This is a genomic window from Rhizobium sp. CRRU65 (assembly GCF_048551595.1).
Lineage (GTDB): Bacteria > Pseudomonadota > Alphaproteobacteria > Rhizobiales > Rhizobiaceae > Rhizobium > Rhizobium leguminosarum_J.
In genome coordinates this window covers 247,775-263,238 of the sequence record NZ_JBLYZH010000002.1, presented here as the reverse complement: position 1 = coordinate 263,238, position 15,464 = coordinate 247,775, and the positions used below count along the sequence as shown (strand labels likewise).

General features: G+C 62.1%; 15 protein-coding genes. 7 read left to right on the top strand and 8 right to left on the bottom strand.

From position 1 onward, the window contains the following. Positions 1–2: 2 nt before the first annotated feature. The 6 genes from ACM5SV_RS04475 to ACM5SV_RS04450 all read right to left on the bottom strand — a co-directional run bounded on the left by ACM5SV_RS04475 (position 3) and on the right by ACM5SV_RS04450 (position 6,308). Positions 3–1,598 carry a GMC family oxidoreductase gene (locus tag ACM5SV_RS04475; protein WP_003553887.1) on the bottom strand — a complete coding sequence of 532 codons (1,596 nt, stop codon included), beginning with the start codon at positions 1,596–1,598 and terminating at the stop codon, positions 3–5. A 132-nt stretch (positions 1,599–1,730) separates the two neighbouring features. Next, a complete protein-coding gene (locus tag ACM5SV_RS04470; RefSeq protein ID WP_017996475.1) occupies positions 1,731–2,720 on the bottom strand; it encodes a branched-chain amino acid ABC transporter permease in 990 nt (329 codons plus the stop codon). Between the two features lies 1 nt (position 2,721). Continuing rightward, entirely contained in the window at positions 2,722–3,609 is an 888-nt protein-coding gene (locus ACM5SV_RS04465; RefSeq protein ID WP_003553893.1) for a branched-chain amino acid ABC transporter permease, read from the bottom strand. A gap of 4 nt (positions 3,610–3,613) precedes the next feature. After that, positions 3,614–4,315 carry an ABC transporter ATP-binding protein gene (locus ACM5SV_RS04460; RefSeq protein WP_012763272.1) on the bottom strand — a complete coding sequence of 234 codons (702 nt, stop codon included), beginning with the start codon at positions 4,313–4,315 and terminating at the stop codon, positions 3,614–3,616. Next, positions 4,315–5,097: an ABC transporter ATP-binding protein gene (locus ACM5SV_RS04455; protein WP_017996477.1), complete on the bottom strand. Its 783-nt coding sequence runs from the start codon at positions 5,095–5,097 to the stop codon at positions 4,315–4,317. The genes ACM5SV_RS04460 and ACM5SV_RS04455 overlap by 1 nt, the downstream gene beginning before the upstream one ends. A gap of 5 nt (positions 5,098–5,102) precedes the next feature. Then, on the bottom strand, positions 5,103–6,308 hold the full coding sequence (locus tag ACM5SV_RS04450) for an ABC transporter substrate-binding protein (RefSeq protein ID WP_003553898.1): 1,206 nt from the start codon (positions 6,306–6,308) through the stop codon (positions 5,103–5,105). Between the two features lie 174 nt (positions 6,309–6,482). Between ACM5SV_RS04450 and ACM5SV_RS04445 the strand changes: the two genes are divergently transcribed. Then, a complete protein-coding gene (locus tag ACM5SV_RS04445; protein ID WP_003553900.1) occupies positions 6,483–7,436 on the top strand; it encodes a LysR family transcriptional regulator in 954 nt (317 codons plus the stop codon). On the opposite strand, the gene ACM5SV_RS04440 is transcribed toward ACM5SV_RS04445, so the two are convergent. Beyond that, positions 7,437–7,775, bottom strand: a complete 339-nt coding sequence (locus ACM5SV_RS04440; RefSeq protein WP_003553902.1) for a cupin domain-containing protein — start codon at positions 7,773–7,775, stop codon at positions 7,437–7,439. 163 nt (positions 7,776–7,938) lie between these two features. Here ACM5SV_RS04440 and ACM5SV_RS04435 point away from each other — a divergent pair, with 163 nt between their 5' ends. From ACM5SV_RS04435 to ACM5SV_RS04420, 4 genes are all read left to right on the top strand, one after another. Beyond that, a complete protein-coding gene (locus tag ACM5SV_RS04435; RefSeq protein ID WP_012763286.1) occupies positions 7,939–9,126 on the top strand; it encodes an acyl-CoA dehydrogenase in 1,188 nt (395 codons plus the stop codon). A 190-nt stretch (positions 9,127–9,316) separates the two neighbouring features. Continuing rightward, a complete protein-coding gene (locus ACM5SV_RS04430) occupies positions 9,317–9,778 on the top strand; it encodes a DUF4126 family protein (protein ID WP_003553906.1) in 462 nt (153 codons plus the stop codon). Beyond that, positions 9,775–11,136 (top strand): FAD-containing oxidoreductase, encoded by a 1,362-nt coding sequence (locus ACM5SV_RS04425; protein WP_017996479.1) that lies wholly within the window; start codon positions 9,775–9,777, stop codon positions 11,134–11,136. The genes ACM5SV_RS04430 and ACM5SV_RS04425 overlap by 4 nt, the downstream gene beginning before the upstream one ends. Before the next feature lie 43 nt (positions 11,137–11,179). Further along, positions 11,180–11,749 (top strand): DedA family protein, encoded by a 570-nt coding sequence (locus ACM5SV_RS04420; RefSeq protein ID WP_003553910.1) that lies wholly within the window; start codon positions 11,180–11,182, stop codon positions 11,747–11,749. A gap of 128 nt (positions 11,750–11,877) precedes the next feature. Here the strand turns inward: ACM5SV_RS04420 and ACM5SV_RS04415 are convergent, their stop codons facing one another. Then, positions 11,878–12,921, bottom strand: coding sequence for an NAD(P)-dependent alcohol dehydrogenase (locus ACM5SV_RS04415; protein WP_012763290.1), 1,044 nt, complete (start codon positions 12,919–12,921; stop codon positions 11,878–11,880). Between the two features lie 490 nt (positions 12,922–13,411). On the opposite strand from ACM5SV_RS04415, the gene ACM5SV_RS04410 reads away from it, so the two are divergent. Next, entirely contained in the window at positions 13,412–13,501 is a 90-nt protein-coding gene (locus ACM5SV_RS04410; protein ID WP_003547774.1) for a K(+)-transporting ATPase subunit F, read from the top strand. 69 nt (positions 13,502–13,570) lie between these two features. After that, positions 13,571–15,274 carry a potassium-transporting ATPase subunit KdpA gene (kdpA, locus tag ACM5SV_RS04405; RefSeq protein WP_419425079.1) on the top strand — a complete coding sequence of 568 codons (1,704 nt, stop codon included), beginning with the start codon at positions 13,571–13,573 and terminating at the stop codon, positions 15,272–15,274. Positions 15,275–15,464: the final 190 nt, after the last annotated feature.

Sequence of the window (15,464 nt, the reverse complement as noted above, 5' to 3'; positions counted from 1 at the left end):
TCCTATCGATTGTCTTCGAGGATCATTGCTGCCGCCTTTTCGGCGATCATGATCGTCGGCGAATTGGTGTTGCCCGAGGTGATCGACGGCATCACCGAGGCGTCGGCGATCCTCAGCTTGCCGAGCGCCCGGAATCTCAGCCTAGGATCGACGACGCTGTCCCTGTCGGCGCCCATGCGGCAGGTGCCGACGGGATGGAAGATCGTCGTGCCGATCTCGCCCGCCGCCCGCTCCAGATCGGCCTCCGTCTGATAGGCGGGGCCCGGCTTGAATTCCTCCGGCCTGAAACGGGCAAATGAAGGCTGCGCGACGATCCTGCGGGTCAACCGTATTGAACGGACAGCTATGTCACGATCGCGCTGCGTCGAGAGGTATTTGGGGCTGATCGTCGGCTGGGCGGCAAAATCCGGGCTGGACAGGTGCACCGAACCCCGGCTTTCCGGCCTCAGATTGCAGACACTCGCGGTGATTGCCGGGAAAGGGTGGACGGGATCGCCGAACTTCTCCAGCGAGACCGGCTGCACATGATATTGCAGGTCGGGCGTTTCCCGGTCCGGGCCTGATCGGGTGAAGATGCCAAGCTGGCTCGGTGCCATCGCCATCGGCCCTGAGCGGCGCACGAGATATTCGAGCCCGATCGCCGCCTTGCCGATCAGCTTCGTCGCCTTCTCGTTCAGCGTCGGAACGCCTGTCACCTTGTAGGCCAGACGCAGTTGCAGATGGTCCTGCAGGTTCTCACCGACACCCTTGACCTCGGTGACGACATCGACGCCGGCACGCTGGAGAACCTCGCCCCGGCCGATGCCTGACAGTTCCAGGATATGCGGAGAACCGATCGATCCGGCGGACAGGACGGTTTCTTTCACCGCGTAGGCGCGTTTCGCTACGCCCCGATGCTGGAATTCGACGCCGGCAACGGCGCCTTCCTCCACCAGCAGCCGCCGAACCTGCGCCTTGGTCAGGACGGTCAGGTTGGAGCGCCTCATTACCGGGCGCAGGAAGGCCTTCGAGGTGTTCCAGCGAATGCCGGAACGCTGGTTGACGTCGAAATAACCCGAGCCTTCGTTGCTGCCGCGGTTGAAATCCGCGGTCTCCGGAATGCCCGCTTCCCTGGCCGCCTGCTGAAAGGCATCGAGCACGGCCCAGCGCACACGCGCCTTCTCGATGCGCCACTCGCCGCCGGCACCATGCATCTCGTCTTCGCCGCGATAAAAATCCTCGGACTTGCGGAAGAAGGGCAAAACATCGTCCCAACCCCAGCCGCTGCAGCCCATCTGCCGCCAGAGGTCGTAATCGCGCGCCTGGCCGCGCATGTAGATCATGCCGTTGATCGACGAACAGCCGCCGAGAACCTTGCCGCGCGGATAGCTCAGCGCCCGACCGTTCAGTCCCGCTTCCGGCGCCGTGGTGAAGCACCAGTCGGTACGCGGATTGTTGATGCAATAGAGATAACCGACCGGAATATGGATCCAGTGATAGTTGTCGCTGCCGCCGGCTTCGAGCAGCAGCACCCGGCTCCGGCCATCGGCAGACAGCCGGTTGGCGAGCACGCAGCCGGCGCTGCCTGCCCCGACGATGATGTAGTCGTAACGATCCATGCCCCGACGAGACTCCAGATGCTTGCCGCTTCCCTCTCCCCGCAGCACGGGGAGAGGGAGAGTCGCAGCGCCGCCGCCCGTCTCTTTTCCCGGGAAAAGTAATTCTTTCCGGAAAGAGAGAGGTCCGCCCGTTCAGCGGCGATAGACGAAGCCCAGTTTCCGCCCCAGCCGCGAGGCGTAGAATTCGCCGATGATGCCGCGGCGGAAGATCAGCACGCAGACCATGAAGACGATGCCAGTGATGATCGTCACCGGGAATTCCGAGGTGGCGAGGTAGTTTTCCAGCGCCACCACCAGCCCGGCGCCGAAGAGCGGGCCGATCAGCGTGCCGATGCCGCCGAGCAGCGTCATCAGGATCACCTCGCCCGACATCTGCCAGGCGACGTCGGTCAGCGTCGCAAACTGGAAGACGATCGATTTCACAGCACCCGCGAGCCCGGCAAGCGCTGCCGACATGACGAAGGCGCCGAGCTTGTAGCGCGCTACGGAGTAACCGAGCGAGATCGCCCGTTGCTCGTTTTCGCGGATCGATTTCAGGATCATGCCGAAAGGCGAGTTGATGAAGCGCCAGATGATCAAGACGCCGATGATGAAAACAGCCAGCACGAAATAATACATGTTGGTCGAGCTGTTCAGATCGATGAAGCCGAAGAGATGGCCGCGCGGCACCGACTGGATGCCGTCCTCGCCCTCGGTGAACTCCGCCTGCAGGCAGAAGAAGAAGAACATCTGCGACAGCGCCAGCGTGATCATCGCGAAATAGATGCCCTGGCGGCGGATGGCGAAGAAACCCATGACGAGACCGAGAAACGCCGCACCCGCCACGCCGATCAGGATGCCGAGTTCCGGCGGCAGGCCCCATGCCTTCACTGTATATGCGGTGAAATAGGCCGCGCCCCCGAAAAAGGTGGCGTGGCCGAAGGACAGCAGGCCGGTATAGCCGAGCAGCAGGTTGAAGGCGCAGGCAAAGAGCGCGAAGCAGAGCAGCTTCATCAGGAAGATCGGATAGAAAAAGAACGGCGCCAGCAGCAGGATCAGCAGCCCCGCCAGCAGAAAACCCGCCTGCACTGAAAGAGCGGTACGGCTTTTTTCCGTTTCGATGGTTTCGGTGACGTCAGCCATGTCAAGCATCCCGTCCGAAGAGGCCCGCGGGCCTGATGAGAAGCACGATCGCCATGATGACGAAGATCACGATGTTGGACGCCTCGGGATAGAAGACCTTGGTCAGGCCCTCGGCGATGCCGAGCACATAACCGGTGATGATCGCGCCCATGATCGATCCCATGCCGCCGACGACGACAACGGCGAAGACGACGATGATCATGTTCGAGCCCATCAGCGGCGAGACCTGGTAGATCGGCGCCGCCAGCACGCCGGCAAAGGCGGCAAGACCCGCCCCGAGCGCGTAGGTGAGCGTCAGGAGCACCGGCACGTTGACGCCGAAGACCTGGACCAGCACGGCGTTTTCGGTAGCGGCACGCAGGTAAGCCCCGAGTTTGGTCTTCTCGATCAGCAGCCAGGTGCCGAGGCAGACGACGAGCGAAACGACCACCACCCAGCCGCGATAGATCGGCAGGAACATGAAGCCGAGATTGGCGCCGCCGGCGAGCGCTGCCGGCGTCGCATAGGGCTGGCCGGAGGAGCCATAGAGATAGCGGAAGGTGCCCTCGACCGCGAGCGCCAGCCCGAAGGTGAAGAGCAGGCCGTAGAGCGGATCGAGATCGTAGAGGCGGCGCAGGAAGAGCCGCTCGATGATTGCACCGGCAAGGCCGACGATAACGGGTGCCAGGATTAGCGATGGCCAGTAGCCGATGCCGGCATAGGTCAGCAGCAGGTAGGCGACGAAGGCGCCGAGCATATATTGCGCGCCATGGGCGAAGTTGATCACTCTCAGCAGGCCGAAGATGATGGCGAGGCCGAGGCTGAGCAGCGCGTAGAACGAGCCGTTGATCAGGCCGATCAGCAGCTGGCCGAGCAGCGCCTGCAGGGGAATGCCGAAGATCATCGTCATCTGATCACACTCCCAGAACCTTGTGCAGCGTATCCATGCGCTGCGGTAGTTCACCGACCGGGAATTCCGACACCATCTGCCCATGATCCATCAGATAGAAGCGATCGGCAATACGGCTGGCGAAACGGAAATTCTGCTCGACGAGCAGGATCGTCATGCCGCGCTCCTTCAGGGTCTTCAGCACCTCGCCGATGCGCTGGACGATCACGGGGGCAAGCCCCTCCGTCGGTTCGTCGAGAATGAGCAGCCTGACGCCGGTACGCAGGATTCGGGCGATCGCCAGCATCTGCTGCTCGCCGCCTGATAGTTTGGTGCCCGGGCTGCCGCGGCGCTCGTAGAGATTGGGAAAGAGCTCGTAGATTTCGTCGAGCGTCATCCCCCCTTCTGCCACGACAGGCGGCAGCAGCAGGTTTTCCGAAACGGTGAGCGTCGAGAAGATGCCGCGCTCCTCCGGCACGAATCCGATGCCCCGATGAGCCGTCTTGTGCAGCGGCACCTGCATCATGTCGCTGCCGGCAAAGCTGATCTTGCCCTTCCGGGCACGCACAATGCCGGTGATGGTGCGCAGCGTCGTCGTCTTGCCGACGCCGTTTCGGCCGAGAATGGTGATCATCTCGCCTTCGTTCACACGCATGTCGACGCCGTGCAGGACGTGGCTTTCGCCGTACCAGGCATTGAGCCCCTGGACTTCGAGGAGAGTGGCCATCAATGCTCCTCCGTGCCCATATAGGCCACGCGTACGCGCTCATCCTGGCTGACGGTGGCATAATCGCCCGCGGCGAGGATCTCGCCGCGCTGCAGCACGGTGACGTGCTGGCAGATATTGGCGACGACGGAGAGATTGTGTTCGACCATCAGCACCGCCCGGTCGCGGGCGACCTCGCGGATGATCGAGGAAACGACGCCGACATCCTCCTGGCCCATGCCGGCCATCGGCTCGTCGAGCAGCAGCACCTTCGGATCCAGCGCCAGCGTTGTCGCGATCTCCAGCACGCGCTTGCGGCCATAGGAAAGATCGGCGGCGATATGGTCACGCTCCTTGGAAAGCCCGACGCTGGCCAGCAATTGCTCGGCGCGCCCATTCAGCCGGTCGAGCGCCGAAATCGGCCGCCAGAACTGCGTGGAAAGATTGTTCGGTCGCTGCAGCGCCACGCGCACATTGTCGAGAACGGTCAGATGCGGGAAGACCGCCGAGATCTGGAAAGAGCGGACCAGCCCCATGCGCGCCACCTTGTCGGGCGACGTCTTGGTGATATCGGTGCCCATCAGCGTGATCGTGCCTGAGGTCGGCTGCAGGAACTTCGTCAGCAGATTGAAGACCGTCGTCTTGCCGGCGCCATTCGGGCCGATCAGCGCATGCACACTTGCGTCATGCACGTCGAGATCGACATTCTTGACGGCGGTGAAGCCGCCGAAATCACGGCGCAGGCCGCGGGCGGACAAGACCACCCGCGGCTTTTCCTGAGTTTCAATTGCGGAAACCGCCATCGTGCCTACTTCACCAGATCGCAGCCGCTCTTGGCGGGATCGATATAGGCTTCCTTGCCGGGAATGGTGGCGAGCACGTTGAAATAATCCCACGGCTCCTTGCTTTCGGAAGGCTTCTTGACCTGCAGCAGGTACATGTCATGGATCATCCGGCCATTGGCGCCGACCGTGCCGCCGCGGCCGAAGACGTCATCGACCGGCAGTTCATGCAACTGCTTGGCGACGGCTTCCGTCTCGTCGGTGCCGGCCTTCTGCACCGCCTTCAGATATTGCGTCACTGCCGAATAGGTGCCCGTATGGATCATGTTCGGCATCTTGCCGGTGCGGGCGAAGAATTTTTTGGCGAAGGCGCGGCTTTCGTCGTCGCGATTCCAGTAAAACCCTTCCGTCAGCGTCAACCCTTGAGCCGCTTCGAGGCCGAGGCCATGGACTTCGGCGAGCGTGAAGAGCAGCGCCGCCAGATGCTGGCCGCCCTGGGTGATGCCGAATTCGGCCGCTTGCTTGATGGCGTTCGAGGTGTCGAGGCCGGCATTGGCAAGGCCGATCACCTTGGCGCCGGACGATTGCGCCTGCAACAGGAAGGACGAGAAGTCCTGGGTCGAGAGCGGATGGCGGACGGCGCCGACCACCTTGCCGCCGCTTGCCTTGACATAATCGCTGGTCTGCTGTTCCAGCGAATAGCCGAAGGCATAGTCGGCAGTCAGGAAGAACCAGCTATCGCCGCCCTGCTTGACGAGCGCGCCACCGGTGCCGACGGCCAGTGCATGGGTGTCATAGGCCCAGTGGAAGCCATAAGGCGAGCAGGCCTTGCCGGTCAGATCCGTCGTCGCAGCACCCGTGACGATGTCGATCTTCTTTTTCTCCTTGGCGATTGCCTGCACGGCGAGCGCCACCGACGAGGTCGTCAGTTCCATGATCGCATCCACCTGCTCGGTATCGTACCATTGGCGGGCGATATTGGAGGCGATATCAGGCTTGTTCTGGTGGTCGGCATCGACGATCTCGACCGGAACATCCAGCACCTTGCCGCCGAAATCCTCGACCGCCATCTTGGCGGCTTCGACGGAGGACTTGCCGCCGAAATCGGCATAGACACCCGACTGGTCGTTCAGGATGCCGATCTTGACCTTGCCGTCGGTCGCGCTCTGCGCGAGCACCGCTGTGCTGCTTGCAAGCAGAAATGCAACTGATGCAATGAGATTCTTTCGCATATGATCTCCTCCCAGAGATTGGCCAGATTGCCGATCTGTTCAAATTTGGCCAGCCGCACTCCTCAGAACGACGGACCCTCCCCCTACGATCACGGAAATTCCGCCCTGAGGCAACGGGTGATTTACAACTAATTCCAAACAGTATCTGTTCGTTTTTGAACAGAGGGGACCGCGATGAACAATCCACCGCAGTTTACTTGGGACGATCTGCAGTTTTTTCTAGCCGTCGCCCGCACGGGACAGCTGTCGACGGCGGCCCGCCAGCTGCGCTCCAGCCATGCCACCGTCTCGCGCCGCATCGACCGACTGGAGTTCACCCTCAAGGTCAAGCTGTTCGAGCGCAATCCGCGCGGTTACGTGTTGACCGCCATGGGCACCCGCTTCGTCGAGACGGCCGAGAGGATGGAACAGGAGACCGAGCGGCTGCGCGCCGACCTCGCCGACGGCTCGATGGCGCAGCGCGGCCTGGTGCGGCTCAGCGCGCCGGAGGGTTTTGCCAACTTCTTCTTCGCAACCGTGCTGCCGCAGTTTGCCGCCCAGCATCCGCATCTATCGCTCGAACTGGTGACGATCCAGCAGATCATGTCGCTGTCGCGCAAGGAGGCCGATCTTTCCGTCGTGCTCGATGAGCCGAAGGGCGGGCCGTATTTTGCCGAGAAGCTGACCGACTATCATCTGCAGATCTATGGCTCGCGCGACTATCTGGCGAAGGCCGCACCGATCAGCTGCCGTGAGGACCTGCTCGGCCATCCCTTCGTCAGCTATATCGAGGAGATGATTTTCGCGCCGGGCCTGGATTATCTGGGCGATGTGCACCCGCGCATCAAGCCGCAGTTCCAGAGCTCCAGCATCTTCGCACAGCTTACTGCAACCAGAAACGGTCTCGGCCTTTGCATCCTGCCTTATTTCTTCGCCAGCCGTTATCCCGAACTCGTGCGCGTGCTGCCAGACGAGATCGACCTCAAGCGCCATTACTGGATCACCTGTCATCGCGACCTCAAACAGGCGCCGCGCGTGCGCGCCGTCATCGACTTCCTGCGCGAGGCGGTGCGCGGCGAGGATGCGCGCTTCGTGCCGCCCTATGTCACCGCTGCCGGCCCGGCGCGCCGGGCAAAGGTGGAAACCTGACTACTTCAGGAATTCAGTCCGATGCGGGGTGAAAGCATCGATCAGCCGGCCCTTTTCCAGCGCCTTGACGCCGTGGACCAGATTGGGGGGCACGATGAAGCTGCCGCCCTGTTTCAGCACTTCGGTCCGGTCGTCGATCGTCACTTCGAAACTGCCTTCGGCGACGTAGCTGGCCTGGATGTGCGGATGAGAATGGGCCGCACCCACGGCGCCGCTTTCGAAGACCACTTCCACCAGCATCATCTCGGGCAGATAGGTCATGATGCGCCTGACGACGCCGGGCTCGGGATTGACCCATTCGGCGCCTTCGGCCGATACGAACAGATCGCTTGACGACATTTCCGCCTCCTCGTTCCAGAATCGATCGTGGGCAAAGTGGATCATGCCGACGCTTTTGAAAAGATGGCCGGGCCTGTCTTTTCGACGCGACCGCCGTCTGTTGACGCGGTCGGCTGGCGGGTCTATGGCCAACTTGAGCGAGGCAAGCTGAGGAGACACCGCCATGCAGCATACGCGCGAAGTTTTCGACTGGGCCGATCCGTTCCGCCTGGTAGAGCAACTGACCAGCGAAGAGCGCATGGTGCAGGACACCGCCCATGCCTATGCGCAGGAAAAGCTTGCTCCCCGCGTTCTCGACGCCTTCCGCAATGAAAAGACCGATCCTGAGATCTTCCGCGAAATGGGTGAACTCGGGCTGCTCGGCCCGACCATCTCGCCGGATTATGGCGGCGCCGGTCTCGGTTACGTCGCCTACGGCCTGATCGCCCGCGAGGTCGAAAAGGTCGACAGCGGTTACCGCTCGATGATGAGCGTCCAGTCCTCACTGGTGATGGTGCCGATCGAAACCTTCGGGTCTGAGGCGCAGAAGCTGAAATACCTGCCGAAACTCGCCACCGGCGAATGGATCGGCTGCTTCGGCCTGACCGAACCCGATCATGGCTCCGACCCCGGCTCGATGGCGACACGCGCCAAGAAAGTCGACGGCGGCTACAGCCTCACCGGCTCGAAGACCTGGATCTCCAACGCGCCGATCGCCGATGTCTTCGTCGTCTGGGCAAAGACCGAGGACGGCCTCATCCGTGGCTTCATCCTCGAAAAGGGCTGGAAAGGGCTTTCGGCTCCCGCCATCCACGGCAAGGTGGGCTTGCGCGCCTCGATAACAGGCGAAGTGGTGATGGACGGGGTCTTCGTGCCGGAGGAAAACCTTCTGCCTGATGTCACCGGCCTCAAGGGACCATTCACCTGCCTCAACTCGGCCCGTTTCGGCATCGCCTGGGGCGCACTTGGTGCTGCCGAGGATTGTTATGCCAGAGCCCGGCAATATACGCTCGAGCGCAAGCAGTTCGGCCGGCCGCTTGCCGCCAACCAGCTGATCCAGAAGAAGCTCGCCGACATGGCGGCGGAGATCTCGCTCGGCCTTCAAGGCTGCCTGCGGCTTGGCCGCATGAAGGAGGAAGGCCATCCGCCGGTGGAGCTGACCTCGATCTTGAAGCGCAACAGCTGCGGCAAGGCGCTGGAGATTGCGCGGGCGGCCCGCGACATGCTCGGCGGCAACGGCATCTCCGACGAATTCGGCATCGCCCGTCATCTCGTCAACCTCGAAGTGGTCAACACCTATGAGGGCACGCACGACATCCACGCGCTGATCATCGGCCGGGCGATCACCGGCATTGCCGCCTTTGCGAACTAATACATGCCGCCCAAAAGTGTGCAGCGGTTTTGGGACAACGGTGTGCATAAAACAGAGACCTAAGCGCGTCGCATGATTCCGGTTTGACGCGACGCGCTTAGCCTTTGACGCGAAAGGGCGAATTGCCACGCGCCTGACAATGTGCAACCTTCCCTGACGACGGCAAGAGCCGGCAAAAAGGGGATCATGCATGTTTCTGCTTCTTGCATTACTGATTGGTGTCATTGCCGGGCTTCGCACGATGACCGCGCCTGCCGCCGTTGCCTGGGGCGCGGCGCTTGGATGGTTTGATGTCTCGCAGACGCCGCTTGCCTTCATGGGTTACCAGTGGACGCCGTGGATCTTCACGCTTCTCGCCATCGTCGAACTGATCGCTGACCAGTTGCCGACCACGCCGTCGCGCAAGGTGCCGATGCAGTTCGGCGCCCGCATCGTCTCCGGCGCGCTGGCCGGCGCCACGATCGGCGCCGCCAGCAGCCTGCTTTTCGGCGGGCTGATTGCCGGCGTGATCGGCGCCGTCATCGGCACATATGGTGGCGCCGCCGTCCGCGGCAGACTTGCCGCGTCCTTCGGCAAGGATCTGCCGGCCGCTCTCATCGAGGATGCCGTCGCCGTCATCGGCGCGGTGCTGATCGTGGGGGCCGTCGCATGAAAAGCTTCGACGCCATCGTTATCGGCGCCGGCCAGGCCGGCCCGTTTCTTGCCGCAAGGATGGTCGAAAAGGGCATGAAGGTGGCGCTGATCGAGCGCAAGTTCCTCGGCGGCACCTGCGTCAACGCCGGCTGCATGCCGACGAAAACGCTGGTCGCCAGCGCCCGCGCCGCCCATGTCGCAAGAAACGGCGCCACCTACGGCGTCAATATCCCAGGCGAGATCGCCATCGACATGAAGGTGGTCAGGGCGCGCGCCGAAACCGTGACCATGAACGCCCGCAACGGCCTGATCGGCTGGTTCGCCGGCATGGACGGCATGACCGTTATCTATGGCCACGCCCGTTTCGAGGACCCGAAGACCGTCAGCGTCAACGGCGAAACACTGACCGCACCGCGCATCTTTCTCAATGTCGGAGCACGGCCAGTCATCCCCGATCTGCCCGGGATCAACGATATCGATTACCTCACCAGCACTTCGATCATCGATCTCGACTCCCTGCCACGGCATCTGGCCGTCATCGGCGGCAGTTATATCGGGCTGGAATTCGCGCAGATGTATCGCCGTTTCGGCGCCGAAGTCAGCGTTATCGAGCATGGTCCGAAGCTCGCATCGCGCGAGGACGAGGATATATCCGACGCGATCGCCGACGTCCTGCGCTCGGAGGGCATCGACATTCATACCGGCGCCAGCGACATCGCCTTTTCCAAGAGCAGCGACGGAATAACGGTCGCCACCGATTCAGCGAGGATCGATGCGAGCCATGTGCTGATTGCCACCGGCCGCAAACCGAACACCGACGATCTCGGCCTCGATGCCGCCGGCGTCATCACCGACGGACGCGGCTTCATTACCGTCGACGACAAGCTTGCCACCAATGTCGACGGCATCTGGGCGCTCGGCGACTGTAACGGCCACGGCGCCTTCACTCACACCTCCTACAATGATTTCGAGATCGCCGCCGCCAATCTGCTCGACAGCGACGACCGCAAACTCTCGAGCCGCATCCTGGCCTATGCGCTCTATATCGACCCGCCGCTTGGCCGTGTCGGCATGACGGAGAAGCAGGCGCGCGCCTCGGGACACAAGATCCTGATCTCGACCCGGCCGATGAGCCGCGTCGGCCGCGCCAACGAGCGCGGCGAGACCAAGGGATTCATGAAGGTGATCGCCGACGCCGAGACCAAAAAAATCCTCGGCGCGGCGATACTCGGCATCGAGGGCGACGAGGTGATCCACGGCATCATCGATGCGATGAATGCAGGAACGACCTATCCCGCATTGCAATGGTCGGTGCCTATCCATCCGACGGTGTCGGAGCTGATCCCGACGCTGCTTGGGGATTTGAAGCCGGTTTAGCGATGAATTGATGCTTCGAAATCGACAGCTGGAGGCGGGCTGAGTGTCTATCGAACTGCTGATCGAGCACTACGGCCTGTTGGCGATATTTCTGGGCGCGGCCTTCGAAGGCGAAACAGCCGCCTTCCTCGGCGGCGTCATTTCCCATCGCGGACTGCTGACCTATTGGTCGGCGTCGCTCGCGGCAACGGCAGGATCCTTCGCCGGCGATCAGTTCTGGTTCTTCGCCGGCCGTTATGCGGCTCGATGGGGTCTCGTGCGCCGGCTGATGGAAAGGCCGGCGCTGGCGCGCGCCACCCGCCTTCTGGAAAGATATCCGACCGGCTTCATCCTTGCGTTTCGTTTCCTGGTGGGATTGCGGACGATCAGCCCGATCGTCATCGGGACAACGCGAATAGCGACCGGAAAATTCATCATCCTGAATGCCGTGGCCGCGTTTGCGTGGGGGCAGCTTTTCACGGCGCTCGGCTATCTCTTCGGGCACGGCATCCAACAGACATTGGGCCACCTTCCGCTGCACCGTCATCTGCTGATTGCAATCGGAGCCGCGGCTGTCGTCGCAGCCGCGGCCCTTGTCTTTCGCAAGATGAAACTGAGCGCCAGGCACTCATAGCGGTATGACGTCCTAGAACAGGATGATTTTAGGCCGGGTCGGCCTAAAACCCGAATCCTGTTCTAAATTATATAGTTGGAGCATGTTGTTGTCCGAAAACCGATCACACTTTTCGGCATCATCATGCTCTAGTCCATCACGATTTGCAGCTTCACGTCGCTTGGCCGGGCCTCGACGGCGCGATCAAACGCCTTGATCGAATCTTCGAACTTAAAGGTCTCTGATATCAGCGGCTTCAGATCCACGCGTCCCGAGCCGAGCAGCGCGATCGAGCGCTCATACTGATGCGCGTAGCGGAACACTGTCTCGATGCGGATTTCCTTGGTGGATGCCGTCGAGACGTCGAAGCCGATCGGGTTGACCGGCAGGCCGACGACGACGATGACGCCGCCTGGGCGCGGCAGCGCCATGATCGTCTCCCAGGCCTTCGGCGAGCCGGAGCATTCGAAGACGACATCGGCGCCCCAGCCGTCGGTCAGCCGGGCAACCTCTTCGGCCAGGTTCTTCTCGCGGATATTGACCGGAATGACGCCCTGGTACTGCGCGGCGATATCGAGCTTCGGCTGGGCAAGATCGGCGACGATCGCGCGGGCGCAGCCGCCGGCAAGCGCCGCGATCGCCACCATCGTGCCGATCGGCCCGGCGCCGAGGACGACGGCAGTATCACCAGGCGTAATCTTCGCCTTGGTGGCCGCCTGCATGCCGACGGCGAAGGGCTCGACCATGGCGCCTTCGGCGAAGCTGACATTGTCGGGCAGCTTGAAGGTGTAGTTGGCGGGATGCACGACCTCCGGCGTCAGCACGCCGTGGATCGGCGGGGTCGCCCAGAAGGTCACGGCCGGGTCGATATTGTACATGCCGAGCCGGCTTGCCTTGGAATTCGGATCGGGAATGCCGGGCTCCATGCAGACGCGGTCGCCGACTTTCAGATGCGTGACGCCGGCGCCGACCTCGACCACCGTGCCCGCCGCCTCATGGCCGAGCACCATCGGCGCGTTGACGATGAAGGGGCCGATCTTGCCGTGCGTGTAATAATGCACGTCTGAACCGCAGACGCCGACCGTGTGGATCCTGATCTTTACCTCGCCGGGGCCGGTTTCGAGCGGCAGATCGATATCGCGGAGCGCAAGCTCATGCTGGCGCTCGAGGACAAGCGCACGGACTTTGGTCATCGTCGGTTTCCTTCCCTAGTGGCTTGCCCATGGTTTCATCGGGCAGCGTTGAAGCCGACTATAAAGCCCGAAGCCTTCCCAATTCAACCAGATTGCAAAGGCTTTTGCTCAACAAATGAAAAACTGCTCACGCAGATCTGCCGCGGCTCAGCACCGGCAGCGGCCCGCCCGAAAACTGCACCAGGCTGGTCCGATGGCGAGCGGCCCCGTAAGGGCATTTATAAGATTTTTATATTGATGGCCCGTCGTCCGTCTCGAACCTTTATGCGCTTCGGCTCCATATTGATGTCCGAGAGGTCGGAAGATCATCTCCACGCCAGAAAGCATGAAAGGCGGCCTCCCAGCGCCCTTTGTCTTGTCTGACTCCAAGAAGAACAACAGGAGTCACGATCATGATGGATATCATTTTACTTAGCACCGCGATCATATTCTTCGCGCTGTGCTTTGCCTACACCCGAGCCTGCGACAGGCTTTGACAGGAAAAACGACGATGACCCTCGATTATGTCTTGAGCGGTGCCGTGACCGTGTTTCTCACCGTTTACCTCACCTACGCTCTCCTTCGCCCAGAACGCTTTTGAAGAGAACTGGCGTTTCTGAGGTCGCGCATGCGCGACCGAGAGGCAGCCGGGTATTGAAAGTTTACCTCCATGACCCTCAACGGATGGCTTCAGATCCTGCTTTACTGCGGGATCGTCCTCGTGCTCGTCAAACCGCTCGGCGGCTACATGACGCGTGTCTTCAACGGCGAGCGCACTTTCCTGTCACCGGTCCTCGTTCCGATCGAACGGGGGCTTTACCGCATTGCCGGCACCAGCGAACGCGAGGAACAGCATTGGACCTCCTATGCCTTCGCCATGCTGCTCTTCAGCCTGCTCGGCGTCATCATACTTTACGCGCTGCAACGCCTGCAGGCCGGCCTTCCCTATAATCCGGCCGGCATGGCAGCCGTCCCGCCCGAGCTTTCCTTCAACACCGCCGTCAGCTTCGTCAGCAACACCAACTGGCAGAACTACGGCGGCGAAAGCACGATGTCCTACCTGACCCAGATGGCCGGCTTCACCGTCCAGAACTTCGTCTCTGCGGCGACGGGCATCGCCATCGCGCTCGCCTTCATCCGCGCCTTCTCGCGCGCTTCGGGCAAGGCCGTCGGCAATTTCTGGGTCGATATGACGAGGGCGACCTTCTACGTGCTGCTGCCGATCTGCATCGTGCTGACACTGGTCTACGTCTACCTCGGCGTCCCGCAGACGCTTGGCGCTTATGTCAATGCCACCACGCTCGAAGGTGCGCAGCAGACGATTGCGGTAGGGCCTGTCGCCTCGCAGCTTGCGATCAAGATGCTCGGCACCAATGGCGGCGGCTTCTTCAACGCCAATTCGGCCCATCCGTTCGAAAATCCCGACGCGATCTCCAATCTCATCCAGATGGTCTCGATCTTCGCGATCGGCGCGGCTTTGACCAACGTCTTCGGCCGCATGGTCGGCAACCAGCGCCAGGGCTGGGCGATCCTTGCCACGATGGGCATCCTGTTCATCGCCGGCGTCACCGTCACCTATTGGGCGGAAGCCGCCGGCAACCCTCTGATGCATGCCTTCGGTCTCAGCGGCGGCAATATGGAAGGCAAGGAAGTCCGCTTCGGCGTCGCCCTATCCTCGTTGTTTGCGGTCATCACCACGGCGGCCTCGTGTGGCGCCGTCAATGCGATGCACGGCAGCTTCACCGCGCTTGGCGGCCTCGTACCGCTGATCAACATGCAGCTCGGCGAAGTCATCGTCGGCGGCGTCGGCGCGGGCTTTTACGGCATTCTGCTCTTCATCATCGTCGCCGTCTTCGTCGCCGGTCTGATGGTCGGCCGCACGCCGGAATATCTCGGCAAGAAGATCGAGGCCAAGGAAATGAAGATGGCCGTTCTCGCCATCCTCTGCCTGCCGCTCGCCATGCTGGTCTTCACCGCAATCGCGAGCGTCCTTCCGAGTGCGGTTGCATCGGTGGGGACCGCCGGTCCGCACGGCTTCTCCGAAATCCTCTATGCCTATAGCTCGGCTGCGGCCAATAACGGCTCGGCTTTCGGCGGCCTCACCGGCAATACGCCCTGGTACAACATCACCCTTGGCCTCGGCATGCTGATGGGCCGCTTCCTGGTCATCATCCCGGCGCTTGCCATCGCCGGTTCGCTGATCGCCAAGAAGTCGGTTCCAGCCTCGGCAGGCACCTTCCCGACGGATGGTCCGCTGTTCGTCGGCCTGCTCGTCGGCACGATCCTGATCGTCGGCGGCCTGACCTTCTTCCCGGCGCTGGCGCTCGGCCCTGTCGTCGAGCACCTGGTCATGATCGCCGGCCAGACCTTCTGAGGTGATGTCATGATCCTCCGTCACAGGCTTCGCAACGCCTTCCACCCTCGTCCCGGTGCGCCGGGACGAGAGAATGGCCCCCGAGACCCCAAGCCTCCGACGTCATCCTAGTGATGATGGCAGGCCTCCTCGTCATCGCCGCCACCTTCAAGATCCTACAGGGCTGACCGGCTTCCGGTTCGCCATCCTC

Excerpts from the sequence above, each read along its gene's own strand:
- ACM5SV_RS04475 (WP_003553887.1), bottom strand. The coding sequence starts at position 1,598 with ATGGATCGTTACGACTACATCATCGTCGGGGCAGGCAGCGCCGGCTGC.
- ACM5SV_RS04470 (WP_017996475.1), bottom strand. The coding sequence starts at position 2,720 with ATGGCTGACGTCACCGAAACCATCGAAACGGAAAAAAGCCGTACCGCT.
- ACM5SV_RS04465 (WP_003553893.1), bottom strand. The coding sequence starts at position 3,609 with ATGACGATGATCTTCGGCATTCCCCTGCAGGCGCTGCTCGGCCAGCTG.
- ACM5SV_RS04460 (WP_012763272.1), bottom strand. The coding sequence starts at position 4,315 with ATGGCCACTCTCCTCGAAGTCCAGGGGCTCAATGCCTGGTACGGCGAA.
- ACM5SV_RS04455 (WP_017996477.1), bottom strand. The coding sequence starts at position 5,097 with ATGGCGGTTTCCGCAATTGAAACTCAGGAAAAGCCGCGGGTGGTCTTG.
- ACM5SV_RS04450 (WP_003553898.1), bottom strand. The coding sequence starts at position 6,308 with ATGCGAAAGAATCTCATTGCATCAGTTGCATTTCTGCTTGCAAGCAGC.
- ACM5SV_RS04445 (WP_003553900.1), top strand. The coding sequence starts at position 6,483 with ATGAACAATCCACCGCAGTTTACTTGGGACGATCTGCAGTTTTTTCTA.
- ACM5SV_RS04440 (WP_003553902.1), bottom strand. The coding sequence starts at position 7,775 with ATGTCGTCAAGCGATCTGTTCGTATCGGCCGAAGGCGCCGAATGGGTC.
- ACM5SV_RS04435 (WP_012763286.1), top strand. The coding sequence starts at position 7,939 with ATGCAGCATACGCGCGAAGTTTTCGACTGGGCCGATCCGTTCCGCCTG.
- ACM5SV_RS04430 (WP_003553906.1), top strand. The coding sequence starts at position 9,317 with ATGTTTCTGCTTCTTGCATTACTGATTGGTGTCATTGCCGGGCTTCGC.
- ACM5SV_RS04425 (WP_017996479.1), top strand. The coding sequence starts at position 9,775 with ATGAAAAGCTTCGACGCCATCGTTATCGGCGCCGGCCAGGCCGGCCCG.
- ACM5SV_RS04415 (WP_012763290.1), bottom strand. The coding sequence starts at position 12,921 with ATGACCAAAGTCCGTGCGCTTGTCCTCGAGCGCCAGCATGAGCTTGCG.
- ACM5SV_RS04410 (WP_003547774.1), top strand. The coding sequence starts at position 13,412 with ATGACCCTCGATTATGTCTTGAGCGGTGCCGTGACCGTGTTTCTCACC.
- kdpA (WP_419425079.1), top strand. The coding sequence starts at position 13,571 with ATGACCCTCAACGGATGGCTTCAGATCCTGCTTTACTGCGGGATCGTC.